We start from the raw sequence: 25,483 nt of genomic DNA on the forward strand, positions 1-25,483 counted from the left end.
GCTTCGCCGGCGGACACTACATCAGCGTCACCGGCTACCACGACAACGGCGACACCGTCACCATCGCCGACTCCGCCGACCCCAACCAAGCCACCTACCGCATGAACATCGACACCCTCGCCAACTGGATCGCCACCCGCGGCTACTCCGCCACCAGCTGACGATCCCCCGCAACGACAAGGGCCGACCCCCATTCCAGGGGGTCGGCCCTTTCGTCATACCCCCATCCGTCTGCCTGCCACCCGGGCACCCTGCCACCCGGGCACCCTGCCACCCGGGCACCCTGCCACCCGGGCACAAGGACGGGAGCCACCCCGCCACCCGGCCACAAGCCCGCCTGTGAGGCAGCAACATCCCCGAACTTGCCCCCTCCCAGCACAGGCGAGGCAGCAACATCCCCGAACTTGCCGCCTCCGGCTGCAGGGCGGGCCGCAGGGCGCGCGGCGCTCGGCGTGGGCGGAGCAAGAGTGGACGTCTGGTGCGTAAGTGCAGGTCAGGCGTTCGGGACCGGTGCCATCGCGCGGCGGCCCAGCTATTGACACCCCCGGCCGCCCGACGTACGGTCGCCATATCTGTACATGGTTGTCCATGAACAAGAGGCGGGCATGAAGATTGCAGTGGTAGGCAGCTACGGCGCCGGGCTGACCATGCGGGTGCCCCGCGCCCCGGTCGCGGGCGAGACCCTCTCCGGCGGCCGGTTCGCCTCCGGGCACGGCGGCAAGGGATCGAACCAGGCCGTGGCCGCTGCCCGTCTCGGCGCGGAGGTCAGCTTCCTGACCGCCGTCGGCCGGGACCAGTTCGGCGACGCGGCACGCCAGCTCTGGGTCGACGAAGGGATCGACGCCGCGGCCGTCCGGATCACCGACGCGGCCACCATGGTCGGCTTCATCCTCGTCGACGACGACGGCGAGAACCGGATCGCGATCGCGCCCGGCGCCCTCGACGAGCTGACCCCGGCCGACGTCGACCGGTTCGCCGACCGCATCGCCGAGGCGGATCTGGTCGTGGTCAGCCTGGAGATCCCGCTGCCGGTCGCGCTCGCCGCACTGCGCACCGCCCACAAGCACGGGATTCGTACGCTGCTAAACCCCGCCCCGGCCGTGGCGCTGCCCGACGAGGCGTGGGAGTGGATCGACGTTCTCACGCCGAATGCCAGCGAGGCACGAGTGCTGGCCGGCCTGGACCCGGACGACGCCACCACCGCCGAGCAGCTGATCGACCTGCTACGGGCCCGCTACACCGGCACCGTCGTGCTGACCCTCGGCGCCGAGGGCGCCCTGGTGGATGACGCCGGTGAGCGGACCCGGGTCGTGCCGGTCACCGTGCCACGGGTGGTCGACACCACCGGCGCCGGCGACGCCTTCACCGGCGCGCTCGCCGTCGCCCTGACCCGAGGTGACGACCTCACCGAGGCGGCCCGGTATGCCGCCGCGGCCGGTGCTCACGCCGTCGGGGTCGCCGAGGTCATACCCGCCCTGCCCCGCCCGGACGACATCGCGGCCCTGTTGAGGAGATGAGAGAGATGGTCCAGATGACCGCGCCGGCGGCGGCCCCGAAGGCGCCCGCCGCCGAATCCCGCCCCTCACTCTTCCAGCGTTTCCTGCACGCCCGCGAGGCCAGCACGTTTCTCGCCCTGGTCGTGCTCTTCGCGCTGGGCACCCTGATCGCTCCGGGTTTCCTCGGGGCAAACAACTTCCTCACGGTCGGCCAACAGATCGCCCAGATCGGCATCATGGCGATCGGGGTCACCTTCGTCATCATCAACGCGGAGATCGACCTTTCCGTCGGCTCGATATACGGCCTCGGTGCTGTGGTCGCCGGCCTGCTGATGACCTCGGATGTGGCCTGGCCCCTCGCGGCCCTCGGCGGGATCGCCGCCGGCGCGGTCGCCGGCCTGCTCAACGGCCTGATGACCGTGGGCTTCGGCATCCCGTCCTTCATCGTCACCCTCGGTACGCTGAGTGTCTACCGGGGCGTGACCCTGCTGCTCAGCGGTGGATCGCCGATCTCGCTGTCCAGCAGTGACCCGAACGTCGCCGAGTTCAATCTGCTCGGTCAGGGCAAGCTCTTCGGCCTGCTGCCGATGCAACTGGTCATCTTCGCCCTCGTCGCCGTGCTCGGGGCGATCGTGCTGTCCCGCTCGCGCTACGGGTTCAACACCTACGCCGTCGGCGGCAGCGCCGAGGCCGCCCGGCTCTGTGGCATCAACACGGCCCGGGTGAAGATCACCGCCTTCACCCTCTCCGGCACCCTCGCCGGGCTCGCCGGCGTGCTCGGTCTCTCCTTCCTCTCCTACGTGCAGGGCGTCACCGGCACCGGGATGGAGCTCGTCGCCATCTCCGCCGTGATCATCGGTGGCGCGGCCCTGTTCGGCGGTTCCGGGACGATGCTCGGCACCGTCATCGGCGTCGCGTTCATCGGTGTCCTGCAGAACATCCTCAACCTGCGCGGCATCTCCTCCTTCTGGCAGACGGTGGCGACCGGCGGCGTGATCATCCTCGCCGTGGCCGCCGACAACTGGCTGCGCAGACGCTCCGGGCGCCGCTGATCCCGCGTCGGTACGCACCCGGCACCTCCCCCACCTATGCAAAGGAGCCACCACGATGAGACTGTCCCTCAAACGCCGGATCGCCGTCGCCGCGACCCTCGGCCTGGCGCTGATGGCGAACGCCGCCTGCGGCGCGGTCGAGCCCGCCGGCAACGCCGCGAAGAGTGACGGCGGTTTCCAACTCGCCGACTACATCTCCGAGGCCGTCGAGAAGGGCGACGCCCTCAAGATCCGGCTGAGCTACCACGATCCGTCGCTGGCCTTCGCCGTACCCATTCGGGAGGGCATGGAGCGGGCGGCGCGGGAACTCGGCATCGAGGCCCAGATGATCGGCCCGACCGGCGGCCAGGCCGCCGACCAGGTCGCCGAGCTGCAGACCCTGATCAACCAGAAGCAGATCCACGGCCTGGCCGTCTCGTCGGCAAGCAACGACGCCCTCAAGCCGGTCATCGCCCAGGCGTACGACGCGGGCATCCCGATCATCTCGTTCAACACCAACAACCCCGAGTCGAAGCAGATGGGCTTCGTCGGGCAGGACCTGGTCGCCTCGGGCGAGTCGCTCGCCAAGGAACTGCTCGGGGTTCTCAACGGCAAGACCGGCAAGGTCGTGGTGGTCTCCGTCGACTCCGGCGCCGGTTGGTCCAACGACCGCTTCTCCGGTTTCCAGGCCGGGGTGAAGGACGCCGGACTGGAGATCGTCGGGCCGGTGAACACCGGCAACGAGCCGAGCGCCGCGTACAACACGATCGAGTCGACGATGGCGGCGCAGCGCGACGCGATCGCCCTGGTCTCCCTGGACTGCTGCAGCTTCACCGCCGGAGCGAAGTGGCTCCAGCAGTCCGGCAACGTCGGCAAGATCCACTCTGTCGGCTTCGACGTGCAGCCGCAGACCGTCGAGTACCTCCGCGACGGCGTGGTCGACCTGACCATCAGCCAGGGCCCGGCGGAGCAGGGCTACCAGGCGGTCAAGCTGCTGGCCGACTTCCTCAAGAACGGTACGGAGATCAAGGACGTGGACACGGGTGCCCTCGTGGTCACCCGGGACAACCTGGCCGACGTACCGGTGGAGGGCTGAGCCGATGACCAGCCCGGCCACGATCACCATCTCGACGACGGCCGCCGCCGTCGAGGTGACGGGTCTGTCGAAGCACTTCGGATCCGTCCGAGCCCTGCAGGACGTGACCCTGAGCGTCCCCGCTGGCAACCTCACCGCCGTGATGGGTGAGAACGGTGCCGGCAAGTCGACCCTCATGAAGATCCTGGCCGGGCTGGACAGCCCCACGACCGGCACCGTACGGGTGAACGGCGACGAGGTCCGCCGGTTCGACCCGGCCAACCTGCTCAGCCGGCACCGGGTCGCCCTGGTGCCCCAGGAACTCGCGCTGGCTCAGGACCGGACGGTCGCCGAGAACATCATGCTCGGCGTCGAACCCGGATCCCGGCCGTTTCCGCACCGCCGTCGGATCGACGAGCGCGCCGCGGAACTGCTGGACCGGCTCGCCGTACGCATCGACCCCCGGCGTTCCGTCCGCGACCTGGACGCCGCCACCCAGCAGTTGGTGGTCATCGCCCGGTCCCTGGCCCGCGAGGCACGGCTGATGATCCTCGACGAGCCGACCTCGATCCTCTCCCCGGCGGAGTCGGAGCGGCTCTTCGAGGTGATCCACTCGCTGCGGGCCGCCGGGGTGACGATGCTCTACGTCTCGCACCGGATGCCCGAGGTGTTCGCCCTCTCCCAGCACATCCACGTGCTGCGCGACGGCCGGCACGTCGGGCACTGGCCCACCGCCGAAGTCAGCCCGGACACCGTGGTCGCCGCGATGGTGGGCCGGGAACTCGCCGCCGAGTTCGCCCGGCACGACACCCCGGCACCGGCCGCCACGGCCACCCCACGGTTGCGTACGCGGGGCATCTGCGGCACCGGCTTCACCGACGTTGACCTGGACGTCGCGCCCGGTGAGGTGGTCGGTGTGGCCGGCCTGCCCGACAGCGGGCGGATCGAGCTGCTGCGCGGCATCTTCGGCGCCGACCCGATCAGCGGCGGAGAACTGCAACTGGACGGGAAGACCTTTACCGCGAGGACGCCGCGGGACGCCATCGACGCCCGGGTGGCGTACCTGCCGGGTGAGCGCCGGCAGCAGGGGATCCTGCCGACGATGAGCGTCGCGGACAACGTGAACATCCTGACGCTCGGCCGCCGGCAGCGGTTCGGCCTGCTGCGGCGACGTGCCCTGCGCCGCGACGCCGACAAGCGGGCGGGGGAACTGCGGGTGAAGACCTCGTCCACGGCGCAGGGCATCACCCAGCTCTCCGGCGGCAACCAGCAGAAGGCGCTGCTGGCGCGATGGCTGTCCATCGAGCCGCGGCTGATGTTGCTGGACGAGCCCACCCGTGGTGTCGACGTCGGCGCCAAGGCGGAGATCTACCGGCTGTTCCGCAGCCTGGCCGACGCGGGGGTCGCGATCCTCGTCTCCTCGTCGGACCTGCCCGAACTGCTGACCATCAGCGACCGGATCGCCGTCATGGCCGCCGGGCGCGTGGTCGGTGTCATTCCCGCGTCGGAAGCCACCGAGGAAAAGGTGATGGCCCTGGCCACCGGCGCGCACACCATGAAGGAGAAGGCATGAAACGCAGGGGCGTGCTCAACGCCGAACTGTCCGGGGTACTGGCCTCGCTGGGCCACACCGACCTGCTGCTCGTGGTCGACGCGGGCTTCCCCATCCCGCGTACCGCCCACCGGGTCGACCTGGCCCTGGCCGAGGACCTGCCTTCGCTGACCACCGTGCTCGACCTGGTCGCCGACGAGATCATCGTCGAGGGTGTGGTGGTCGCCGAGGACGTCACCACCCACAACGAGCCACTCGCCGACTGGCTGGGTCAGCGTTTCCCGGGCGTACCGCTGACCACCAGGCAGCACGCCGAAATGCTCGGCGAGCTGGCCCACCAGGCCAAGGCGATTGTCCGGACCGGGGCCTTCAACCCGTGGGGCAACGTCGGGCTGATCTGCGGCGTGGACGTGCCGCGCTGGTTCGACGAGCCCGGAGTCATCGTGCCCGACTACTACCGGGACCGGATGTAGCGGCGCAACCACGCGCCGCCACGCATCACATTGGAGAAGAACGTGAGCACTGCCATCCTGGCCGACACCGTCACGCCCGCCGCGTTGGCCCCGTACATCCAGCACACCCTGATCGAGGTCGGGGTGACGCGCGACCGGATCGTGGCCCACGCGGAGGAGACCGTCCGGTACGGCTTCAACGCCGCGATGGTGCCCGGATCCTGGGTATCGGAGGTCGCCGAGGTGCTGCGCGGCACCGGCCTCGAGGTCGCGTCGGCGCTGGACTTTCCCACCGTCGGCGTGACCACCAGCGCCGGAAAGGCCGCCGAGGCGGAAAGCCTGGTCCGGGCCGGCGCCACCCAGATCGACATCGGGGTGCAGATCGGCTGGCTCAAGAGCGGCCGGTACGACGCCTTCCGCGACGACATCGCCGGCGTGGTCCGGGCGGCCGGGGTCCCGATCAAGGTGATGCTCGAACTGCCGCTGCTCACCCCGGCCGAGCGGGACGCCGCCGTGGAACTGTCCATCGAGGCCGGAGCCGCGGTGCTGAAGAACGCCAGCAGCGGCGCCATCGAGGTGGCCAACCCGGACAGCGTCGCCTACCTGGTGTCGCGGGCGCCGGAGGGCGTACGGGTCAAGGCGTCCGGCTCGATCAAGTCGTTCGAGCAGGCGGTCTCCCTGCTGCGCGCCGGGGCGGTGCTGCTGGGCACCAGCGCCGGAGTGGCTATCGTCACGGACACGACCGACGATAAGACCACGAGCTACTGAGCCGCCGCCGCCCCTCGACCCGAGCGTCCGCACCACGTTCGGCGTCGAGGGGTGGCGGTCCCCACCGTGGAAGGTGACATGTCCGACCAGTTGCGCCCGGCCGCAGCGGCCGATCAACTCGACCGCGAGGCGCCGGTACCGTTACACGCGCAGGTCTCGGAACAGATCCGGGCCCGGATCGTGTCCGGCGAGTGGCCACCGCACTACCGGCTACGCAGCGAGCCGGAACTGGCCGTCGACCTCGGCATCTCCCGCGGCACACTGCGCCGGGCCCTGTCCACGCTGATCCGCGACGGCCTGCTGGTGCAGGTCCGGGGCCGCGGCACCTTCGTCACCTCCACCGCGATCGAACCCTCCATCGCCCAGAAGCTGACCACCCTTTCCGAGGACTTCGCCCGGCAGGGCGTCGAAGTCTCCACCCAGGTGATCTCCCACGAGCTCATCTCCGCCCCGTCGCCCGTGGCAGCCCTGCTCGACCTGCGCCCCGGTCAATCGGTCCTGCGGCTGGAACGGATCCGGTCCCTCTCCTCCGGCCCGGTGGCCCGGCTGGTCAACTACGTACGCGTGGACCTCGCGCCCGGTCTGGAACGGGCCGACCTGACCGATCGTTCCCTGTTCGGGCTGTTGGAGAACGAGTACGGGCTGAAGATCAGCACGGGCCGGCGTACCTTCACCGCGACCGCCGCCTCCGGCCGGACCGCGACCGCGCTCCATGTGCCGGAAAGTTTCCCGCTGCTCTACCTCGAACAGATCACCTATCTGGACGACGGCCGGCCGATCGAATACTCAGACGTGTGGATCCACAGCGAACGGATGCGGGTCACCTCTCTTCTCTCCCGCCGCTGAGCAGCCCCGGTCAGCCGCCGGAATCGGCCAGTTCGGCGCCCTCCGGGACGGTGTCGTCGTCCCGGCTGGCCAGCCAGCCGTCAGGCAGGAAGACCTTGCCCGGGGAGTTGGTCCGGCCACGCGGCTGGCCCAGCGCCTCCGCCGGAAACGGCACGATCGGGTCCAGTTTGCCGAGCAGGTCGTCGAGCTGGGCCAGGCTGTCGATCATCGCCAGGGCACGGCGCAGCTCGCTGCCGACCGGGAACCCCTTGAGGTACCAGGCGACGTGCTTACGGAAGTCGGTGCAGCCGTCCCGCTCGCCCCGGGCCGGATTGCGGGCACCGGCGGTGAACTGCTCGACCAGCAGCTCGGCGTGCCGGCGCATGGTCACCGCCACCTCCCCGAGGCTGGGCAGCCGCCGCACGGCACGGCCCTCGAACGCGGCTTCCAGGTCGGCGAAAAGCCACGGCCGGCCGAGGCAACCGCGCCCGATCACCACCCCGTCGACGCCGGTGTGCGCCACCATCCGCAGCGCGTCGTCGGCCTCCCAGATGTCGCCGTTGCCGAGCACCGGCACGTCAAGCGCCTGCTTGAGGGTGGCGATGGCGTCCCAGTCCGCGGTGCCCGAGTAGCGCTGCGCGGCCGTACGCCCGTGCAGGGCGACCGCGGCGACGCCGGCCTCCTGCGCGGCCAGCCCCGCCTCGACGTACGTCAGGTGGTCGTCGTCGATGCCCTTGCGCATCTTGACCGTGACCGGCACCCCGGCGGGCGAGGCGGCATCCACCGCGGCCCGCACCAGGCGGGCGAAGAGCCGGCGCCGCCACGGCAGCGCCGCGCCGCCGCCGCGCCGGGTCACCTTCGGCACCGGGCAGCCGAAGTTCAGGTCGATGTGATCGGCGAGGTCCTTCTCCACCACGATCCGCACGGCGGCGGCGGTGATCTCCGGGTCGGTGCCGTAGAGCTGGAGGCTGCGCGGCGACTCGTCCGCCCCGAAGGCGATCATCCGCAGCGTCTTCGGGTTCCGCTCGACCAACGCCACCGTGGTGATCATCTCGCAGACGTAGATGCCGCCGCCCTGCTCCCGGCAGAGCTGCCGAAACCCGACGTTGGTGATGCCCGCCATCGGCGCCAGCACCACCGGCGGCCACACCCGATGCCGCCCGATCGGCAACGGACGCAGCACCGGAGCAGTCGTCGTCGAGATCACCACCCAAGTGTAAGGAAGGGCCCCCTTTTAACGCCTCGTGCATAGGAGGGGCCCCTTCTTAACGCGACGCATACCACATTCGGCCGAAGATCAACACGTTGTCCACAACCCGGTTGGCCGTCCACAGGATCGCCGGCCGGGCCGGACACCGACGGGCCGCGCCACCGATGCTGCGCCTCATGCGTACCCACCCACCCGAATTCTCCGACCTGGCCGAGCGGCAACAGCAGATCGTCACCCGGGTCCAGCTGCTGGCCGCCGGTTTCGACGACATGTACCTCTACCGGCAGGCCCGGCGCGGTTTGTGGCAACGGGTCCTCCCCGCGACGTACGCCCTGGTCACCGGGGTTTTGACGGACGAACAGCGACGGATCTCGGCCGCTCTGTACGCCGGCGGCGAGGCGCAGCTCACCGGCTTGGCCGCCCTCAGCTGGTACGGCTTCCGGCAGAGCCCGAGCACCGATGCCGTACACCTGATCGTGCCGCATCACGCACGCCGCAAGTCGGCGGGATACGCGGTGATCTCGCGGGCCCTGTCCCTGGACGACCGGGCCCGCGTCACGGCGCTCTACCCGGTCTGCTCGCCGGCCCGCGCGGTGGTCGACGCGGCGCGGGACCTGCGCCAGCTACGTCCGGTGCGGGCCGTCGTGGCCGAGGCCATCCAGCGGGGGTACGCCGACCTCGCGACCCTGGACGAGGAGATCCGTCGGGCCCGGCGCAGCCGGACGGCGCTGGTCAGGAAGGCGTTCTCCGAGGTGATGCAGGGCACCCGCTCGGCACCCGAGGCTGAGCTGCGGGAGTGTCTCGCGGAGAGCCCGGTGCTGCCGGAGATCCACTGGAATCCTCGGCTGCTCGATGCGGGCGGCCGGTCCCTGCCGACGCCCGACGGCTATCTCCCCGATGCGGCGGTGGCGTTGGAGGTCGACTCGCAGGAATACCACTACCGTCCGGCGGACTGGACACGCACGCTCGACCGGCACAACGAGCTCAGCCGGCACGGCATCCTGGTCCTGCACTTCACGCCGGCGCAGATCCGCCGCGAGCCGCGTCGGGTGCGGCGGATGGTGACGGACGCGTACGAGTCCCGGCGTGGTCTCGGTGCCGCCATCGGGGTACGGGTCATGCCCTGAGTGTTAAGAAGGGGCCCCTCCTCTACGCCAGGCGTTAAGAAGGGGCCCTTCCTTGCACTTCCTTACACGTCAGCAGCCGGGGAGGTGGTCGATGAGGTAGCGCTCGACCTGGTCCAGGGCGATGCGCTCCTGGGCCATGGTGTCCCGGTTACGGATGGTGACGGCGTTGTCGTCCAGGGTCTCGAAGTCGACCGTGACGCAGAACGGGGTGCCGATCTCATCCTGCCGGCGGTAGCGGCGGCCGATCGCCTGCGAGTCGTCGAACTCGACCACCCAGCGCTTGCGCAGCTGCGCGGCGAGATCCTTCGCCTTGGGCGAGAGCGCCTCGTTGCGCGACAGCGGCAGCACGGCCACCTTGACCGGGGCCAGTCGCGGGTCGAAGCGCATCACGGTCCGCTTGTCCACGCCACCCTTGGTGTTCGGCGCCTCGTCCTCGTCGTACGCCTCGAGCAGGAACGCCAGCACCGCGCGGGTCAGGCCGGCGGCCGGCTCGATCACGTACGGCACCCAGCGCTCGCCCTTGGTCTGGTCGAAGTACGACAGGTCGACGCCGGAGTGCTTGCTGTGCGTGGACAGGTCGAAGTCGGTGCGGTTGGCGACACCCTCCAGCTCGGCGAACTCGCTGCCGCCGAACCGGAAGCGGTACTCGATGTCGACGGTGCGCTTGGCGTAGTGGGAGAGCTTCTCCTTGGGGTGCTCGTAGAAGCGCAGGTTGTTCTCGGCCAGGCCAAGGTCGACGTACCAGTTCCAGCGCTCGGCGAGCCAGTACTCGTGCCACTGCTCGTCGGTGCCCGGCTCGACGAAGAACTCCATCTCCATCTGCTCGAACTCGCGGGTGCGGAAGATGAAGTTACCCGGGGTGATCTCGTTGCGGAACGACTTGCCGGTCTGCGCGATGCCGAACGGCGGCTTCTTGCGGGCCACCGTCTCGACGTTCTTGTAGTTGACGAAGATGCCCTGGGCGGTCTCCGGGCGCAGGTAGTGCAGGCCCTCGTCGCTCTCCACCGGGCCGAGGTAGGTCTTCATCAGGCCGTTGAACATCTTCGGCTCGGTGAAGGTGCCCTTGTTGCCGCAGTTGGGGCAGTTCAGCTCAGTCAGCGAGGACGGCAGCTTGCCGTGCTTGGCCTCGTACGCCTCCTCCAGGTGGTCGGCACGGAACCGCTTGTGGCAGGACTGGCACTCGGTCAGCGGGTCGACGAAGGCTTCCAGGTGGCCGGAGGCGGCCCAGACGTCCCGGGCCAGGATCACCGCGGAGTCCAGGCCCACCACGTCGTCGCGCTGCTGGACCATGGTCTTCCACCACTGGCGGCGGACGTTCTCCTTGAGTTCCACGCCGAGTGGACCGTAGTCCCACGCCGACCGGGTGCCTCCGTAGATCTCGCTGGAGGGAAAAACGAAGCCCCGGCGCTTGGCGAGGCTGACAACGGCGTCGATTCGGTCGGCTGGCATTGTTCCTCCTACGCCGACTGGCGGTCGGCGGGGACGTGATGGGATGGCTGGCACGGTACCGGGACCACGGTACGACCCGTGGGTCCCGAACCCAGCACATTACCTGCGGCCGGTCAGTTGACTCCGCAGACCTCCATGCCGCCGGTCTGCTGGTCCTGCTGGAGCACCACCTGCTGACGCTCCTGGCCGCCACCGGCGTAGGTCACGTCCACCGGCACGGTGAGCGTGTTGGCGTCCACCTGGCCGATCTTGTAGGAGGAGATCTGCGGCTCGACGGCGGCCCGGCGTTCGAACTCCTGCCGGGACTCGCGGCGCTTGGCGTCCTCACACAGTTGGTCGTACGCCCGCCCGAACTGGCCTTCGGACAGGGCGCGGTAGTAGTCGTCGGAGACCGTGCGGCCCTGCTCCTCGATCGCCTGCACCCCGCTGACCAGCAGGCCGACCACTGCCGTGCCGCCACCACCGCAGCAGATCAACAGGGCCAGCGCACCGGCGCCGAGACCGAGCCAGAGCCGGGACCGACCGCCCTCCGTCGGCGGCGCCGCGAACGGCGGGGCGACCCCGGGGCCGGGCGGCGGCGTCGGAACGCTCGACTCGGAGCCACCCGGGGCGGGATGTGGCGATGGGGCTGCCGGTCCGGGAGCGGTCATGGAAGCCAGCGTAGTGCCCGGTGGCTCAGCGGTAAGGACCCACAGCCCGATCGCTGGCGACCACCACCACGTCCCCACCCGGGGCGGCGGTGGCCAACGCCTCGTACGCGGACGGCTCGTCGATGCTCTCCGCGAGCAGCGGCACCGCCGTGACCTTGACGTCGAAGCCGCCGAGGGCCCGGCGATAGGTGCCGACCGACTCCCACTCGGTGACCAGGCACCAGTGTCGGGGGTCGTCCAGCGCCCGGACCAGTTGACCGCGCAGGTAACCGGGCCGGGCGGCGAGCGCCGCGAGGGCCGCGTGGGCCCGATCGGTGAACGCCTCGGCGGCATCTTCGTCGACCACGAACCGGTTGGTCACCAGCACCGGGTCCTCCTCCTCGTAGAGTCTGTGGAATGCAGCGTACGCAGAGCGGGATCGCCAGCCGGCTGGCCCGGGCCAACCCCACGACGGTGTTCCTGGTCACCCTGGTCCTGGCCCTGGTCGCGTTCTTCACCCCGGGCGTCGTCGGCGGGCTGCTGACCCTGCTGCTCGCCGGTGCGGTGGCCGCCGTGCTGATGACGACCTGGCGGGTACAGACGCCCCCGACCCGGGCGATCCGGCTGCTGGTGCTGACCCTGCTGGTCACCGCCGGCCTGGTGAAGCTGCTGTGAGAGCCCGGCTCGCCGTGCGAGCCCGGTGGAGCCGTGAAGCTGCGGTGCGAGCCCGGTGAAGCCGCGAAACTGCGGCGCAAGCCTGGTGAAGCTGCGGTGATCGGAGGTCGGGAGACCCCGATCTCCGCTGACATGCATGCATGCGTTTTTGACAATCATTATCGTCTTCGCGGAGAGTCGGTGTCATGAGATTCCTTCCGACCCCGCGCGCCCTGGCCGCCGGCGCAGCCGCCCTGCTCGCCCTGGCCGGCGTCACCGCCTGCGCGGCCGACGACGGCTCGGCCGGGAGCGATCCGCAACGGGTCGACGTGGTCGCCGGTTTCTACCCGTTGCAGTTCCTCGCCGAGCGGATCGGCGGGCACGCCGTGGCGGTGACCAACCTGGCCCGGCCCGGCGCCGACCCGCACGACCTGGAACTCAACCCAGGCCAGGTCGGGCAGATCAGCGAGGCGGAGCTGGTCGTCGTCCTGCACGGATTCCAGCCCGCGGTGGACGAGGCGGTGCAGCAGAACGCCGGTGACCGGGTCTTCGACGTGGCCACCGTCGAACCCCTGTTGGACGCCGCCGCCGGCGGCCACGACCACGACCACGCGGAGGAACACGCCGAGGAGGAGCCGGCGGGCACCAAGGACCCGCACGTCTGGCTCGACCCGACCCGGCTGGCCACCATCGGCGACAAGCTGGCCGAGCGGCTCGGCGCCATGGACCCGGAGCGGGCCGGAGAGTACACGCAGCGGGCCGCCGCCCTGCGTACCGAGCTGGAGACGCTCGACACCGAGTTCGCCGAAGGGCTGAAGACCTGCCAGCGCCGGGAGATCGTGGTCAGCCACACCGCCTTCGGCTACCTGGCGCAGAAGTACCAGCTGAAGCAGATCGGCATCACCGGGCTCTCGCCGGAGAACGAGCCGTCGCCGCAGCGGCTGGGCGAGGTGATCCGGGAGGCCCGCGAGCACCAGGCCACCACGATCTTCTTCGAGACACTGGTCAGCCCGAAGGTGGCCGAGACCATCGCCCGGGAGGTGGGTGCCCGGACCGCGGTGCTGGACCCGCTTGAGGGCCTGTCAGCCGACGGCGACGAGGACTACCTTTCGGTGATGCGCACCAACCTGGAGACCCTGCGAACCGCGTTGGGCTGCTCGTGACACCCGAGGTCATCTCCCTCACGCACGGGGTGGTCGGGTACGACGGCCGCCCCGTGCTCCGGGACGTCTCGCTGACCGTGACCGCCGGCGAGGTGGTCGCGATCCTCGGTGCCAACGGTTCCGGCAAGTCGACCCTGGTCCGCGCCGTGCTCGGGCTGGTGCCGCTCAGCGCCGGCGCGGTGACCCTCTTCGGCCAGCAGGTGCGCCGGTTCCGGCAGTGGCAACGGGTCGGGTACGTCCCGCAGCGCCTCGGCGCGGGCAGCGGCGTGCCGGCCACGGTGGCCGAGGTGGTCGCCTCCGGCCGACTCGCCCGGCGAGGCATCCTGCGCCCTCCCGGGCGGGCCGACCGGGAGGCGGTCGCCAGCGCGCTGCGCGCCGTCGGCCTGGCCGACCGGGCGAAGGACCCGGTGGCCACCCTCTCCGGCGGGCAGCAGCAGCGCACCCTGATCGCCCGTGCCCTGGCCGGCCGACCCGAGCTGCTGATCCTCGACGAGCCGACGGCGGGCGTCGACACGGCCAGTCAGGAGGCGTTCGCCGGGGCGCTGCGCGGCTTCGCCGCCGACGGGGGCACCGTCCTGCTCGTCGCCCACGAACTCGGTCCGCTCCGGCCCCTGATCAGCCGCGCGGTGGTCGTACACCATGGGGTTGTCGCGCACGACGGCGCGGTGCCGGATCCGGCCGGCCACCACGCCGCGCCGGACCACGACCACGTGCACCCGCACGGTCCCGAGGAGCCCGCCGGGCTGTGGAGCACAACGTGAGTCTCTTCCAGTACGAGTTCATGCTGCGCGCCCTGATCGGCGCGCTGATCATCGGCCTGGCCGCGCCGGCGCTCGGCATCTACCTGGTGCAGCGGCGGCTGGCCCTGATCGGGGACGGCATCGGGCACGTCGCGCTGACCGGTGTCGGCGCCGGCCTGCTCTTCCAGACCTCGCCCGTGATCATGGCAGTGATCGCGGCCACCATCGGGGCGATCGCCATCGAGCTGATCCGCGAACGCGGGCGCACCTCCGGTGACCTGGCGCTCGCCCTGCTCTTCTACGGCGGCATCGCCGGCGGCGTGGTCCTGGTCGGGCTCTCCGACAGCACCAGCGCCAACCTCAACGCGTACCTGTTCGGGGCGCTGACCACGACCTCCCGCAGCGACCTGGTCACCATCGCGGTACTCGGCGCGGCCGTGCTGATCGCGATGATCGCGCTGCGACCCGCGCTTTTCGCGGTCTGTCACGACGAGGAGTACGCCCGGGTCTCCGGCCTGCCGGTGCGTGGGCTCAACCTGCTGCTCGCGATCACCACCGCGGTCACGGTGACGATCGCGATGCGGGCGGTCGGCGTCCTGCTGATCAGCGCGTTGATGGTCGTCCCGGTGGCCACCGCCCAGCAGGTGACCCGGGGTTTCCGCGCCACCATGGCGGCGGCGATGGTGCTCGGCCTGTTCGCCGCCGGAGCCGGGGTCTGGCTGGCGGCGGTCGCCGACACCGCGCCCGGCGCCTCGGTGGTGGTGCTCGCGATCGCCTCGTTCATCGTGGTCACCCTGCTCGCGGCCGGCTGGCGCCGGATCCGCCGGGCGCGTCCGGAGCCGGAACCCGCTCCCGAGCCGCACGAGGTGCTGCTCGGCGGATCCTGATCACGCACACCGCTTCGGTGTTGGTTACCGTTGCAGGGTGACCAGCGGATCCGGCTACGACGCGTACGAGGGCGCCAGCGAACTCCTGCGGGCCCTCTCGGCACCGATTCGGCTGGCCATCGTCAGTGAACTGGCCGGCGGTGAGCGCTGCGTGCACGAGTTGGTGGATACCCTCGGCGTAGCGCAACCGCTGGTTTCGCAACATCTGCGGGTGCTTCGCGGCGCCGGGGTGGTGCGCGGTTCCCGGCGCGGCCGGGAGATCGCGTACACCCTGGTCGACGAGCACGTCGCGCACATCGTGGCGGACGCTGTCAGCCACGCCGGGGAGGGATCATGATCGTCCGTAACACCCGTCAGCGTTCGGCGGTGAGCGCCCTGCTGGCCGAGGTGGAGGGCTTTCACAGCGCCCAGGACCTGCACGCGATGCTGCGCAATCGCGGCGAGCGGATCGGGCTGACCACGGTCTACCGGACGCTGCAGGGCCTGGCCGACGCCGGCGAGATCGACGTGATGCGCCCGCCGGGCGGCGAGCACCTCTACCGCCGTTGCAGCGAGGGGCACCACCACCACCTGGTCTGCCGGGCCTGTGGCCGGACGGTGGAGGTCGCCGGCCCCGCGGTGGAGACCTGGGCCGACCGAGTGGCCGCCCAGCACGGCTTCACCGACGTCAGCCACACCCTGGAAATATTCGGCACCTGCCCCACCTGCGCCCCCTAAACCCCACCCCACCCCACCCCTTCCCTCCCCCCACCCCTTCCCCGGCGATCTTGCAGTTTTCGTCGGTACGAACGCGGTGGAAGAGGGCATATCGGCGACCGATAGTGCATGATCGACGGGGGTCAGCGGCGGCAGCGTCTTGCCGGATTCGGTGTCGACGGCGCCAGGGTGCTGGGGGCGTGGCCGTGGCACGCTGTGCGGCGTGAAGATTTACGCTGATCGCTTTCCGACCGCACTCCGACAGTTGCTCACCGATCTGCTCGTCGTCGTCTGGGTGTACGCGGCGATCCGGAGCGCGCTGTGGCTGCACGACCTGGTGCAGAAGCTGGCCGTACCCGGGGAAAAGCTGGAGGGGGCCGGCGGCGGGCTGGCCGACAACCTCGCCGAGGCCGGCGGCAAGGTCAGCCGGCTGCCCCTGGTGGGCGACGAGTTGACCGCGCCCTTCGAACGAGCGGCCGGCGCGGCCCGCTCGCTCGCCGAGGCCGGACGGGATCAGCAGGAACTCGTCGACCAGTTGGCTCTGGCACTGGCCGTCGGGCTGCTGATCGTACCGCTCGGGCTGGTGCTGTTCGGCTGGCTGCCGCTGCGGGTGCGCTGGGTGCGCCGGGCCGGCTCGGCGGCGGCGCTGGCCGCCGTACCCGCCGGCCGGGACCTGCTGGCCCTACGCGCCCTCGCCGGGCAGCCGCTACGCCGGCTGACCCGGATCGCCCCCGACGTGGCCGAGGCCTGGCGCCAGGGCGACGAGCAGACCATCAACGCCCTGGCCGCCCTCGAACTCCACCACCTCGGCCTCCGTGCCCCGCATCCACCCGAGAGACCGCGCTGATCAAGAAGTTTGCGTCACCATCGGCGCGAACCGCGACGCAAACTTCTTCATCAACATGGGCGGGCGGCGTCAGGCGGGTGGGGGGACGGTGCGGCGGGCCGGCTGGGTGACGGTGGAGGGGCCGGGGGTGACGGGGGCTACCCAGGGGAGGTCGTCGGGTGGCGGGACGACGCCCTCCTCCAGGGCGGTGTAGCGGCCGGCGAGGATCCGTCCGGCGGCCATCACGTCGAGCGAGTCGGTGTTCTGCCACAGGGCGGTGAAGAGCGCGTCGACCCGGACCCGGGCCTGGCGGCAGAAGAGGTCGGCCAGCTCGACGTTCTCCGGGCGCTCCTGCCGCTGCGCGGACGCCCGGACACAGACCGCGCTCATTGCGAACAGCTCGGCGCCGATGTCCACCACCCGGCCGAGGAACGCCTGCTTGCGTTCCAACTTGCCCTGCCAGCGGGACATCGCGTAGAACGTCGACCGAGCCAGCTTCCGCGAGGCGCGCTCGACGTAACGCAGATGCCCGGCCAGTGGGCCGAAATCGGCGTACGCGGTGGGTCGCTGTCCCTTGCCGACCGCGAGGGTCGGCAGCCAGCGCGCGTAGAACGCCCCGGCCCGCGCGCCCGCCTTCGCCTTACGGCCCAGGCCGGCGTCGGGATCGATGATGTCCCCGGCGACGGAGAGGTGCGCATCCACCGCCTCGCGGGCGATCAGCAGGTGCATGATCTCGGTGGAGCCCTCGAAGATCCGGTTGATCCGCAGGTCCCGCAGGAGCTGCTCGACCGCGGCCGGGCGCTCGCCCCGGGCGGCCAGCGACTCGGCTGTCTCGAACCCCCGACCGCCGCGGATCTGGACCAGTTCGTCGGCGATCCGCCACGCCATCTCGCTGGCGTAGAGCTTCACCAGCGCCGCCTCGATCCGGATGTCGTTACGGTCGTCGTCGGCGAGCAGGCAACACAGCTCCAGCATGGTCTCCATGCCGTACGTCGTCGCGGCGATGAAGGACAGCTTCTGCGCCACCGCCTCGTGCTCCCCGACGGGGCGGCCCCACTGCACCCGCTCGGCGGACCACTCCCGGGCCACGTTCAGCGCCCACTTGCCGGCACCCACGCACATCGCCGGCAGCGACAACCGTCCCGTGGTCAGCGTGCTCAGGGCGATCCGCAGCCCCTTACCCTCGCCGCCGATGACGTTCTCGTTCGGCACGAACACGTCGTGGAAACGGGTGAGGCTGTTCTCCAGGCCACGCAGGCCGAGGAAGGCGTTACGCCGCTCGACGGTGATGCCCTCGGCGTCGCCGTCCACCACGAACGCGGTGATCCCGCCCTTGCGCCCCTCGGCCTTGGGCACCCGGGCCAGCACCACCAGATGGGTGGCCACCGTGCCGTTGGTGGCCCACAGCTTGACGCCGTTGATCCGGTAGCCGGTGCCGTCCGGGGTCGGTTCCGCCGTGGTCGCCAGGCGGGCCGGGTCGGAGCCCACGTCCGGCTCGGTGAGCAGGAACGCGGAGATCTCGCCGGCCGCCAGCCGGGGCAGGAACCGCTGCTTCTGCTCGTCGGTGCCGAACATCTTCAGCGGCTGCGGTACGCCGATCGACTGGTGTGCCGACAGCAGCGCGCCGATCACCGGGCTGACCGAGCCGGTCAGCATCAGTGCCCGGCAGTAGTTGAGGTTGCTCAGCCCCTGCCCGCCGTACTCCTGGCCGATCTTCATGCCGAACGCGCCGAGCCGGGCCAGCCCCTGGAACACCTCGTCGGGTATTCGCGCGTCCCGTTCGATCGCCGCACCGTCCACCTCGGAGGTGACGTAGTCGCGCAGTCGGCCGAGGAATTCCCGCGCCCGTTTCTCCTCCGCCGGGTCGGGCTGGGGCCACGGGTCGATCAGGTCGAGCCGCAACCGGCCGAGGAAGAGTTCCTTGCCGAAGCTGGGCCGGTCCCAGGTGGTCTGTCGGGCCGACTCGGCGACCTGGCGGGCCTCCTTCTCGGACACCTGGCCCGGCGCGCCCGGCGAGGGATCGGCGCCCGCCGCGCCCGGCGGAGCATCAGCACCCGGGGCGCCCGGCGGAGCATCAGCACCCGCCGCGGCTGGCGGCGGGGTGGCGCTACGGCTGTCGGTGGTTGACGGACGACTGTTCTCGGCGATGGCCACGGCAAACCCCCGGGCTGATCCGGTCATTCTGACTGTTCCGCCTGCTCAACAGGCTACCCGCGGTTGTTACCCAAAGGTAGTGACGGATATCCGCTCAATCGTTGGCGAGCCCGCTCGGGTCCTCGTCGTCGCCGATGTCGTCGTCGCCCCAGTTGCGCCGCGCGAACGGCAGGATCATCCAGAAGGCCAGGAACCAGAGCCCGGTGACTGCGCTGAGCAGGAAGGCGATCGGCCGGTCGAGCACGAAGTCGGTGATCAACAGCACCGAGCTGACCATCGCGACCAGCATGAAGGCGAGCCCGCCGCTGGCCATCCGGTGCGCGAAGCGCACCAGCTCCGGCTTGCGCCCCTGGCGGAACAACGCCCGATGGAACGCCACCGGAGAGATGATCATCGCGGTGGCACCGGCCGCCGCGAGCAGCGCGACAATGTAGACGTCCTGCTGAAACGGCGTGGTCCGGCCGAAACCGTTGCTGAAAGGCAGGGTCAGCAGGAAGGCGAAGAGGATCTGCACGCCGGTCTGCGCGACCCGCAACTCCTGGAGCAGATCGGCGAAGTTGCGCTGCCACCGCTGCTTCTCGGTTTCCTTCGACACGGGTACCTCCGGGGGACACCGACTCCGCGTCGGTGGCACAGGCTGATGCCGTTACCTTTCAGTGTGCTTTGCATGCTCACGAAGGACCAAAGACCCCCGGCGCGGCAGCAGCCGCACCCCCGCCGCCGCCGCCGACACGAAACCGCCAACGGCGCAGGGAGCCAGCCCCGGCGCTCAGGTGGCGGAACGTATCCGGGCCAGGATCGCCTCGGCCAGTGGCGTCGGCACCTGGTCCGGGATCCAGTGGCTGACTCCGGCCAGCTCGACGAACCGGTAGTCCCCTCGCACGTGCCCGGCGCACGCCTCGGCGGCGGTGCGTCCGATCGCCACATCCTGATCGCTCCACACGAAGGTGGTCGGCACCGTCACCGGGCCGGTCGCTGCCAGGTCCGTTCGGGACATCGCCCGGTACCAGTTCAGCGCCGCGGTCAGCGCGCCCGGCTCGCGCATCGGTTCGACGTACGCGGCCACCCGCGCGGCGTCGCCGACCCCGCGCAGCATTCGGCGTAACCCGCCGGCGTTCAGAGCCAGCAGCGTCTTCTCGGCCAGCCCGGGCCGGCGGAACAGCGCCATGTACGCCGAGCGCGCCTGCTGCCGCGGGTCATGGGTCAGGGTGTACGCCATGGCGGCCGGATGCGGCACGGAGACGGCGGTCAGCGTGCGGACCCGCTCCGGGTGGCCGGCGGCCAGCACCCACCCGACGGCGGCACCCCAGTCATGCCCCACCACGTGGGCGGAGTCGACGCCGAGGGCGTCCAGCACGGCAGCGGCGTCGGCGACCAACTCTCCCAGCCGGTACGCCTCGACCGCCTCCGGCCGCGCGCCGGGCGAGTAGCCGCGCTGGTTCACCGCGTAGGTGCGCAGACCGGCCACGTGCAGAGTCGGCGTCACGTCGTTCCACTCGCCCGCGTGCTGCGGGAAGCCGTGCAGCAGCAGCACCGGTTCACCGTGCTCCGGGCCACCGGCGGTGACGTCGAACCGCAGACCTCGGGCATCGATATGCATGACGGCAGCCTATCGAGATGTGCCCGCGATCAGTCGTACTGGTTCTTGGGCGCGGGTACCTGCCGCCACGATTCCACCTCAAGATAGGGGATCTCGGCCTCGTTGACCGGGTCACGGCCGATCCGGTCGCTGTACCGGCCGATCACCTCCACCCAGCTGTCGTTCGGCAGCCCGGCCGGCACGTCACCGGTCAGTCCGAGCTTGACCGGTCGCCCGTCGGCGGCGCAGCAGGACAGCACCATCCGGGCCAGGATCGGCTCGTTGTCGGCCCCGGTGGCGATGAACCCGGTGAGCAGCACCCGCCGGTCGCCGAGGGAGACACCCCGGTCGAACAGCGCCCGCGCGGCGTAGTCGAGGACGGTGACCCGCGCGGGGTCACCGTCGGGCAGCGGCGGGTAGTCCGACTGTCGCGGCGCGCTCAGCGTGGTGCCGGTCTGCTCCGCCGCGTACGACCCGAGGGCCGGCGGGGCGACCAGCAGCAGGCCGAGCACCGGCAGGATGAGCAGCCAGCCCACGCGCGGCTCGTGGTGGTCGTGCCCGGATCCGTCATCGCCGTCGTGCCCGTGCCCCACGCCGTCGTCGTGAGCGGGGGCACCGGGGCGGGTCGGGCGCAGTTCGTACCACAGGGTCATGATCGCGGCGACCACCAGCAGCAGGCCGGCGGCGATCAGGAAGGGGCGCAGCCCTTCCTTGACGTAGCGCAGGTACAGGTCGGTGATGCTGGCCCGCAGCACCGCGCCACCGAGCAGCAGCAGGACCACCGCCTGCGCCTGCCGGTTCACAGCAGCACCGCCCCGGCCACGACGGCGACCGACAGGGCGACAACGAAGGTGGCCGGCGCGAACCGGAAGGCGAATCGCCGGCCGAAGACACCGGCCTGCATCGCGATCAGCTTGAGGTCGACCATCGGCCCCACCACCAGGAAGACCAGTCGGGACGTGAGCGAGAACTGCGACAGCGAGGCCGCGACGAAGGCATCCGCCTCCGAGCAGAGCGAGAGCAGTACGGCGAGCAGCGCCAGCGCCAGGATCGACAGCGCGGGGTTGTCGGCGAGGGTCTGCAACCAGCGCTGCGGCACCAGCACGTTGATGCAGGCGGCGGCCATCGCGCCGAGCACCAGGAAACCACCGGCGTGCGTCACGTCGTGCCGGACGGCACCCCAGAAGGCCCGACCCCGTGAAGCATCGTCCAGCTCCGGTCGGCGCGGCATCCGGATCCACTCGGTACGCCCGAGCCGCAGCCAGAGCCACCCCATCACCATGGCGACGACCAGGCTGGCGAGGCCTCGGGCGAGAACCATCCCGGGGTTGTTCGGGAAGGCGACCGCGGTGGCGGTCAGCACGATCGGGTTCACCGCCGGGGCGGCGAGCAGGAAGGCCAGCGCGGCGGCCGGGGTGACGCCCCGGCGGATCAGCGAGCCGGCGATCGGCACCGACCCGCACTCACAGCCGGGCAGCACCACTCCGGCCGCGCTGGCCGCCGGCACGGCGAGGGCCGGATGACGGGGCAGTGCCCGCGCCCAGAAAGACCGGGGTACGAAGACCGCGATCACGGCGGAGAGCAGCACTCCGAAGATCAGGAACGGCACCGCCTGCACCATGATCGAAACGAAGACGGTGGTCCAGGTCTGCACGCGTGGGGTGTCCAGCGCGGCAGCCAGCGGCTCCCGGAAGATGATCAGCAGGATCAGCAGCGCGGCCAGAACCTCCACCGAGCCGATCCGGTCGCCGAGCCACCGCCGGGGCCCCGCGCCGGGCGACTCCGGCCGACTCGCGCCGGAAGTGGCCAGGCCCACCCCGCCCGCTGGGCGGTCCTCCGGTCCGCCGACCGACGCGGCGTCAGTGTCTGCACTCATATGTCATCCCTCGGCCGACCGACCAGCGGCCTGAGACTACCGCCGGGCGCCCGGCGGGTCTCCGGTTCCGGGGTGACCTCGGCCATCGCCCCCTGCTCAGATCGGTGTTAGCGTCGGCGAGACAACTTCACCTCCGACAGGGGAGCGCACAGCGCTGAGAGTGCGGGTCCGCCCGCAGACCCTCCGTACCTGATCTGGGTAATGCCAGCGCAGGGAGATCGGTCCACCTCCAGCCCGCCACGGGCCCGGCGACGCCGGGCGGAGGGCGTGCGTCTTGCCTGGTTCGACACTGGACTGGGAGCAACCATGGGTCAATCCATCACCAACCGGTGGCGCACGATCGACATCGTCGTGGCCGCGGTGATCGCCGTCGCTTTCGGCGTCATTTTCTGGGCCTGGGGACTGGTCTGGCGGGCCGCCGATCCGGCCTTCGCCTTCTTCCCGGCCAGCCAGGCCGTCATGTACGGCGTCTGGCTGGTCCCGGCCGTACTCGGCGGGCTGGTGATCCGCAAGCCGGGTGCCGCGCTGTTCTGTGAGGCGGTCGCGGCGACGGTCTCCGCCCTGCTGGGCTCGGAGTGGGGCGGTGTCACCATCGCGCAGGGCCTGATCCAGGGACTGGGCGCGGAGTTGGCCTTCGCGGCCTTCCGGTACCGCTCGTTCCGGCTGCCGGCCGCGCTGCTGGCCGGCGCGCTGACCGGTCTCGGCGCGGCGCTGTTCGACTTCTTCGTCTGGAACGCCCCGTACGCGCTGGTCAGCTACCGCATCCCGTACGCCCTGCTCACCGTGTTCAGCGCCACCGTCGTTGCTGGCGCCGGCGCATACGCCCTCACCCGCGCCCTGGCCGCCACCGGCGTCCTGGACCGCTTCCCCGCCGGCCGCGACCGCGCCCTCGTCTGACCGCACCCTGTTGATCAAGAGGTTTGCGTCGGCCGACCTCCGGTTTCCGGACGCAAACCTCTTGGTCAACGCAGGAGAGGAGGCGGCGAGAAGGGGGTGGGCATGGGCGAGGTGAGGCTGCGGGGGTTCGGGTGGCGGCACGCGGGGCGGCGGGCGTGGGCGCTGCGCGGGGTGGACCTGCGGGTGGAGCGCGGGGAGCGGGTGCTGCTGCTCGGCCCCTCCGGAGCGGGCAAGAGCACCCTGCTGGCGGCGCTGGCCGGGCTGCTGCCCGAGGACTCCGGCGAGCAGGAGGGCACGATCGAGGTCGACGGCCGGTCACCCCACGCGGTCCGGGAGCGGGTCGGCATCGTCTTCCAGGATCCGCAGACCCAACTGGTGATGGCCCGGTGCGGCGACGACGTCGCGTTCGGGCTGGAGAACCGGGCCGTACCGGCCGAGGAGATCTGGCCCCGGGTCGACGAGGCGCTGGCGCGGGTCGGCTTCCGCTACCACCGGGACCGGCCCACCGCGGCGCTCTCCGGCGGGGAGCAGCAGCGACTCGCGCTGGCCGGGGTGCTCGCCCTGCGCCCCGGGTTGCTGCTGCTCGACGAACCGACGGCGAACCTCGACCCGGGCGGCGCCGCGCTGATCCGGTCGGCGATCGCCGACGCGCTCGACGACGACACCACGCTGATCCTGGTCGAGCACCGGGTCGCCGAGGCGCTCCCGCTGGTCGACCGGGTGATCGTGTTGGAGGCCGGCGGCGGCGTCCGCGCCGACGGCACGCCGGAAGCGGTCTTCGGTACGCACGGCGACGCGCTCGCCGCCGACGGCGTCTGGGTGCCGGGCCGCACCGTGTCGCCCCGGCGGGCCGCCGCGCCCGCCGGCGACGTGCTGGTCACCACCGAACGGCTCGGCCTGCCGCCCCGGCTGGCCGACACCGACCTCGAGGTACGCGCCGGCGAGGCGCTCGCCGTGCTCGGCCCGAACGGCGCCGGGAAATCCACTCTCGCCCTGCTCCTCGGTGGGCTGCTCCGACCGGGGACCGGCCGGGTGGCCGCACGCCCCGAGCTGGCCGACGCCGACGCGCGGACTCCCCCGCACCGCTGGCCCGCTCCCGCGCTGGCCCGTCGGATCGGCTCGGTCTTCCAGGACCCGGAGCACCAGTTCGTCACCGGCACCGTCTTCGACGAACTGGCGCTCGGCCTGCGGCGTACCGGGGCGTCCGAGGCGACCGTCTGGGAGCGCGTCGATCAACTGCTGGAGCGGTTGCGGCTGGCCCGGCTCGCCGGGGCCAACCCGTACACCCTCTCCGGCGGCGAGGCGCGGCGGTTGAGTGTGGCGACCGCGCTGGCCACCGCGCCCCGCCTGCTGATCTGCGACGAGCCCACCTTCGGCCAGGACCGGCGGACCTGGCGGGAGCTGGTGGAACTCTTCGCCGACCTGCGCGACGACGGCCACGGCCTGGTCACGGTCACGCACGACGCCGAGTTCGTGGCGGCCCTGGCCGACCGCACCGTGACCCTCGACCGCCCGCCCACCACCCGAGACGGCACGGCCGCCACGGAAGACGGCGCGATCGAGACAGCGGCAGGGGTACCCCGATGATCAGTCTGCAACCCGTCGGCCGGCCCGACGCGCCGCTGGCCCGGCGCAATCCGGTGGCCAAGTTGGCGGCGGCGCTGCTGTTCACGTTCGCGCTGATGGCGACGCTGGACCCGGTCGCGCCGGCGATCGCGATCGCCGTGGAGCTGGCGGTGCTGCCGCTGTTCGGGCTGCGCCCCCGCGAGCTGGTGCGCCGGGCCTGGCCACTGCTGGCCGGTGCCGGCGGCATTCTGGTCACGCTGATGCTCTTCGCCGCCGACCGCTCGGGCCGTGTGCTGCTCGACGCGGGACCGGTCGTGGTGACCTCGGGCGTGCTGGTCACCGCGCTCGGCCTGGTGCTGCGGCTGTTCGCGGTGGCCCTGCCCGGGGTGCTCGTCTTCGCCACCACCGACCCGACCGACCTGGCCGACGCGCTGGTGCAGAACGCCAGAGCGCCGGCCCGGTTCGCGATCGGCGCGCTGGCCGCGTTCCGGCTGTTGCCGCTGCTCGGGCAGGAATGGCAGATGATCACGATGGCCCGCCGGGCCCGCGGCGTGGAGGCGGGGCGGAGTCCCGTCGCGCGGCTGCGGCTCTTCGTGTCGACCGCGTTCACCCTGCTGGTGGGGGCGATCCGGCGAGGCACCCGGCTGGCGGTCGCGATGGACGCACGCGGCTTCGACGCCGGTGTTGCGCGCACCGTCGCCCGCCGGCAGCATTTCGGCACCGCCGACTGGCTGCTCGTCGTCGGCGCGACGGCACTGGCCGGCGCCGCCCTCGGCGTCAGCGTCGCGCTCGGCACCTTCCGCCCACTGCTCGGCTGACCGGCGGTGTGGG

General features: G+C 71.3%; 28 protein-coding genes and 1 riboswitch. Of the genes, 19 read left to right on the top strand and 9 right to left on the bottom strand.

From position 1 onward, the window contains the following. From Vqi01_RS30540 to Vqi01_RS04205, 8 genes are all read left to right on the top strand, one after another. Positions 1–161: C39 family peptidase (locus tag Vqi01_RS30540; protein ID WP_239098177.1), on the top strand; the 161-nt coding region annotated here is incomplete at its 5' end. 444 nt (positions 162–605) lie between these two features. After that, a complete protein-coding gene (locus Vqi01_RS04175; RefSeq protein WP_204033127.1) occupies positions 606–1,517 on the top strand; it encodes a ribokinase in 912 nt (303 codons plus the stop codon). Beyond that, positions 1,514–2,548, top strand: coding sequence for an ABC transporter permease (locus Vqi01_RS04180; RefSeq protein WP_204033128.1), 1,035 nt, complete (start codon positions 1,514–1,516; stop codon positions 2,546–2,548). Before Vqi01_RS04175 ends, Vqi01_RS04180 begins: the two co-directional genes overlap by 4 nt. A 55-nt stretch (positions 2,549–2,603) precedes the next feature. Continuing rightward, positions 2,604–3,623 (top strand): substrate-binding domain-containing protein, encoded by a 1,020-nt coding sequence (locus Vqi01_RS04185; protein ID WP_204033129.1) that lies wholly within the window; start codon positions 2,604–2,606, stop codon positions 3,621–3,623. A 4-nt stretch (positions 3,624–3,627) separates the two neighbouring features. Then, positions 3,628–5,175 (top strand): sugar ABC transporter ATP-binding protein, encoded by a 1,548-nt coding sequence (locus Vqi01_RS04190; protein ID WP_204033130.1) that lies wholly within the window; start codon positions 3,628–3,630, stop codon positions 5,173–5,175. Continuing rightward, the gene (gene rbsD / locus Vqi01_RS04195; RefSeq protein ID WP_204033131.1) at positions 5,172–5,627 is read left to right on the top strand and encodes a D-ribose pyranase; all 456 of its coding nucleotides are present in this window, start codon (positions 5,172–5,174) and stop codon (positions 5,625–5,627) included. Before Vqi01_RS04190 ends, rbsD begins: the two co-directional genes overlap by 4 nt. Positions 5,628–5,669: 42 nt before the next feature. Continuing rightward, the gene (deoC, locus tag Vqi01_RS04200) at positions 5,670–6,374 is read left to right on the top strand and encodes a deoxyribose-phosphate aldolase (RefSeq protein ID WP_204033132.1); all 705 of its coding nucleotides are present in this window, start codon (positions 5,670–5,672) and stop codon (positions 6,372–6,374) included. Between the two features lie 78 nt (positions 6,375–6,452). Next, positions 6,453–7,220, top strand: coding sequence for a GntR family transcriptional regulator (locus Vqi01_RS04205; RefSeq protein WP_204033133.1), 768 nt, complete (start codon positions 6,453–6,455; stop codon positions 7,218–7,220). Positions 7,221–7,230: 10 nt separating this feature from the next. On the opposite strand, the gene dusB is transcribed toward Vqi01_RS04205, so the two are convergent. After that, complete coding sequence (dusB, locus tag Vqi01_RS04210) at positions 7,231–8,406, bottom strand: tRNA dihydrouridine synthase DusB (RefSeq protein ID WP_204033135.1); 1,176 nt, start codon at positions 8,404–8,406, stop codon at positions 7,231–7,233. A gap of 179 nt (positions 8,407–8,585) precedes the next feature. Between dusB and Vqi01_RS04215 the strand changes: the two genes are divergently transcribed. Then, entirely contained in the window at positions 8,586–9,536 is a 951-nt protein-coding gene (locus Vqi01_RS04215) for a type IV toxin-antitoxin system AbiEi family antitoxin domain-containing protein (RefSeq protein WP_204033136.1), read from the top strand. Positions 9,537–9,605: 69 nt separating this feature from the next. Here Vqi01_RS04215 and Vqi01_RS04220 read toward each other — a convergent pair whose 3' ends face one another. The 3 genes from Vqi01_RS04220 to Vqi01_RS04230 all read right to left on the bottom strand — a co-directional run bounded on the left by Vqi01_RS04220 (position 9,606) and on the right by Vqi01_RS04230 (position 12,002). Further along, positions 9,606–10,985, bottom strand: coding sequence for a glycine--tRNA ligase (locus Vqi01_RS04220; RefSeq protein ID WP_204033137.1), 1,380 nt, complete (start codon positions 10,983–10,985; stop codon positions 9,606–9,608). 113 nt (positions 10,986–11,098) lie between these two features. Then, entirely contained in the window at positions 11,099–11,635 is a 537-nt protein-coding gene (locus Vqi01_RS04225) for an Rv0361 family membrane protein (RefSeq protein ID WP_204033138.1), read from the bottom strand. 25 nt (positions 11,636–11,660) lie between these two features. Then, on the bottom strand, positions 11,661–12,002 hold the full coding sequence (locus Vqi01_RS04230) for an antibiotic biosynthesis monooxygenase family protein (RefSeq protein ID WP_204033139.1): 342 nt from the start codon (positions 12,000–12,002) through the stop codon (positions 11,661–11,663). Positions 12,003–12,031: 29 nt separating this feature from the next. Here Vqi01_RS04230 and Vqi01_RS04235 point away from each other — a divergent pair, with 29 nt between their 5' ends. The 7 genes from Vqi01_RS04235 to Vqi01_RS04265 all read left to right on the top strand — a co-directional run bounded on the left by Vqi01_RS04235 (position 12,032) and on the right by Vqi01_RS04265 (position 16,601). Then, positions 12,032–12,289, top strand: a complete 258-nt coding sequence (locus Vqi01_RS04235; RefSeq protein ID WP_204033141.1) for a hypothetical protein — start codon at positions 12,032–12,034, stop codon at positions 12,287–12,289. 185 nt (positions 12,290–12,474) lie between these two features. After that, entirely contained in the window at positions 12,475–13,431 is a 957-nt protein-coding gene (locus tag Vqi01_RS04240) for a metal ABC transporter substrate-binding protein (RefSeq protein ID WP_204033142.1), read from the top strand. Continuing rightward, positions 13,428–14,192 (top strand): metal ABC transporter ATP-binding protein, encoded by a 765-nt coding sequence (locus Vqi01_RS04245; protein ID WP_204033143.1) that lies wholly within the window; start codon positions 13,428–13,430, stop codon positions 14,190–14,192. The genes Vqi01_RS04240 and Vqi01_RS04245 overlap by 4 nt, the downstream gene beginning before the upstream one ends. Next, the gene (locus tag Vqi01_RS04250) at positions 14,189–15,058 is read left to right on the top strand and encodes a metal ABC transporter permease (RefSeq protein ID WP_204033144.1); all 870 of its coding nucleotides are present in this window, start codon (positions 14,189–14,191) and stop codon (positions 15,056–15,058) included. Before Vqi01_RS04245 ends, Vqi01_RS04250 begins: the two co-directional genes overlap by 4 nt. Before the next feature lie 37 nt (positions 15,059–15,095). Beyond that, positions 15,096–15,395, top strand: a complete 300-nt coding sequence (locus Vqi01_RS04255) for an ArsR/SmtB family transcription factor (RefSeq protein ID WP_204033145.1) — start codon at positions 15,096–15,098, stop codon at positions 15,393–15,395. After that, entirely contained in the window at positions 15,392–15,775 is a 384-nt protein-coding gene (locus tag Vqi01_RS04260; RefSeq protein ID WP_204033147.1) for a Fur family transcriptional regulator, read from the top strand. The genes Vqi01_RS04255 and Vqi01_RS04260 overlap by 4 nt, the downstream gene beginning before the upstream one ends. Before the next feature lie 202 nt (positions 15,776–15,977). Further along, positions 15,978–16,601, top strand: coding sequence for a hypothetical protein (locus tag Vqi01_RS04265; protein WP_204033148.1), 624 nt, complete (start codon positions 15,978–15,980; stop codon positions 16,599–16,601). Positions 16,602–16,670: 69 nt separating this feature from the next. Here the strand turns inward: Vqi01_RS04265 and Vqi01_RS04270 are convergent, their stop codons facing one another. The 5 genes from Vqi01_RS04270 to Vqi01_RS04290 all read right to left on the bottom strand — a co-directional run bounded on the left by Vqi01_RS04270 (position 16,671) and on the right by Vqi01_RS04290 (position 22,189). Next, positions 16,671–18,761, bottom strand: a complete 2,091-nt coding sequence (locus Vqi01_RS04270) for an acyl-CoA dehydrogenase family protein (RefSeq protein WP_204033149.1) — start codon at positions 18,759–18,761, stop codon at positions 16,671–16,673. Between the two features lie 67 nt (positions 18,762–18,828). After that, complete coding sequence (locus Vqi01_RS04275; protein ID WP_204033150.1) at positions 18,829–19,329, bottom strand: DUF6328 family protein; 501 nt, start codon at positions 19,327–19,329, stop codon at positions 18,829–18,831. 174 nt (positions 19,330–19,503) lie between these two features. Beyond that, positions 19,504–20,334, bottom strand: coding sequence for an alpha/beta fold hydrolase (locus tag Vqi01_RS04280; RefSeq protein WP_204033152.1), 831 nt, complete (start codon positions 20,332–20,334; stop codon positions 19,504–19,506). 29 nt (positions 20,335–20,363) lie between these two features. Beyond that, complete coding sequence (locus Vqi01_RS04285; protein ID WP_204033153.1) at positions 20,364–21,116, bottom strand: TIGR03943 family putative permease subunit; 753 nt, start codon at positions 21,114–21,116, stop codon at positions 20,364–20,366. After that, positions 21,113–22,189 (bottom strand): permease, encoded by a 1,077-nt coding sequence (locus Vqi01_RS04290; RefSeq protein ID WP_204033154.1) that lies wholly within the window; start codon positions 22,187–22,189, stop codon positions 21,113–21,115. The genes Vqi01_RS04285 and Vqi01_RS04290 overlap by 4 nt, the downstream gene beginning before the upstream one ends. Positions 22,190–22,317: 128 nt before the next feature. Next, positions 22,318–22,423, top strand: a riboswitch (TPP riboswitch). 72 nt (positions 22,424–22,495) lie between these two features. Between Vqi01_RS04290 and Vqi01_RS04295 the strand changes: the two genes are divergently transcribed. The 3 genes from Vqi01_RS04295 (at position 22,496) to Vqi01_RS04305 (ending at position 25,470) form a co-directional block, all read left to right on the top strand. Next, positions 22,496–23,086, top strand: a complete 591-nt coding sequence (locus Vqi01_RS04295) for an ECF transporter S component (protein WP_204033155.1) — start codon at positions 22,496–22,498, stop codon at positions 23,084–23,086. A gap of 102 nt (positions 23,087–23,188) precedes the next feature. Further along, positions 23,189–24,673 (top strand): ABC transporter ATP-binding protein, encoded by a 1,485-nt coding sequence (locus Vqi01_RS04300; RefSeq protein ID WP_204033156.1) that lies wholly within the window; start codon positions 23,189–23,191, stop codon positions 24,671–24,673. Further along, positions 24,670–25,470, top strand: a complete 801-nt coding sequence (locus tag Vqi01_RS04305; protein WP_204033157.1) for an energy-coupling factor transporter transmembrane component T family protein — start codon at positions 24,670–24,672, stop codon at positions 25,468–25,470. The genes Vqi01_RS04300 and Vqi01_RS04305 overlap by 4 nt, the downstream gene beginning before the upstream one ends. Positions 25,471–25,483: the final 13 nt, after the last annotated feature.

This window comes from Micromonospora qiuiae, from assembly GCF_016863555.1.
Lineage (GTDB): Bacteria > Actinomycetota > Actinomycetes > Mycobacteriales > Micromonosporaceae > Micromonospora > Micromonospora qiuiae.

Excerpts from the sequence above, each read along its gene's own strand:
- Vqi01_RS04175 (WP_204033127.1), top strand. The coding sequence starts at position 606 with ATGAAGATTGCAGTGGTAGGCAGCTACGGCGCCGGGCTGACCATGCGG.
- Vqi01_RS04180 (WP_204033128.1), top strand. The coding sequence starts at position 1,514 with ATGAGAGAGATGGTCCAGATGACCGCGCCGGCGGCGGCCCCGAAGGCG.
- Vqi01_RS04185 (WP_204033129.1), top strand. The coding sequence starts at position 2,604 with ATGAGACTGTCCCTCAAACGCCGGATCGCCGTCGCCGCGACCCTCGGC.
- Vqi01_RS04190 (WP_204033130.1), top strand. The coding sequence starts at position 3,628 with ATGACCAGCCCGGCCACGATCACCATCTCGACGACGGCCGCCGCCGTC.
- rbsD (WP_204033131.1), top strand. The coding sequence starts at position 5,172 with ATGAAACGCAGGGGCGTGCTCAACGCCGAACTGTCCGGGGTACTGGCC.
- Vqi01_RS04205 (WP_204033133.1), top strand. The coding sequence starts at position 6,453 with ATGTCCGACCAGTTGCGCCCGGCCGCAGCGGCCGATCAACTCGACCGC.
- Vqi01_RS04215 (WP_204033136.1), top strand. The coding sequence starts at position 8,586 with ATGCGTACCCACCCACCCGAATTCTCCGACCTGGCCGAGCGGCAACAG.
- Vqi01_RS04220 (WP_204033137.1), bottom strand. The coding sequence starts at position 10,985 with ATGCCAGCCGACCGAATCGACGCCGTTGTCAGCCTCGCCAAGCGCCGG.
- Vqi01_RS04225 (WP_204033138.1), bottom strand. The coding sequence starts at position 11,635 with ATGACCGCTCCCGGACCGGCAGCCCCATCGCCACATCCCGCCCCGGGT.
- Vqi01_RS04235 (WP_204033141.1), top strand. The coding sequence starts at position 12,032 with ATGCAGCGTACGCAGAGCGGGATCGCCAGCCGGCTGGCCCGGGCCAAC.
- Vqi01_RS04240 (WP_204033142.1), top strand. The coding sequence starts at position 12,475 with ATGAGATTCCTTCCGACCCCGCGCGCCCTGGCCGCCGGCGCAGCCGCC.
- Vqi01_RS04260 (WP_204033147.1), top strand. The coding sequence starts at position 15,392 with ATGATCGTCCGTAACACCCGTCAGCGTTCGGCGGTGAGCGCCCTGCTG.
- Vqi01_RS04270 (WP_204033149.1), bottom strand. The coding sequence starts at position 18,761 with ATGACCGGATCAGCCCGGGGGTTTGCCGTGGCCATCGCCGAGAACAGT.
- Vqi01_RS04280 (WP_204033152.1), bottom strand. The coding sequence starts at position 20,334 with ATGCATATCGATGCCCGAGGTCTGCGGTTCGACGTCACCGCCGGTGGC.
- Vqi01_RS04290 (WP_204033154.1), bottom strand. The coding sequence starts at position 22,189 with ATGAGTGCAGACACTGACGCCGCGTCGGTCGGCGGACCGGAGGACCGC.
- Vqi01_RS04295 (WP_204033155.1), top strand. The coding sequence starts at position 22,496 with ATGGGTCAATCCATCACCAACCGGTGGCGCACGATCGACATCGTCGTG.
- Vqi01_RS04300 (WP_204033156.1), top strand. The coding sequence starts at position 23,189 with ATGGGCGAGGTGAGGCTGCGGGGGTTCGGGTGGCGGCACGCGGGGCGG.
- Vqi01_RS04305 (WP_204033157.1), top strand. The coding sequence starts at position 24,670 with ATGATCAGTCTGCAACCCGTCGGCCGGCCCGACGCGCCGCTGGCCCGG.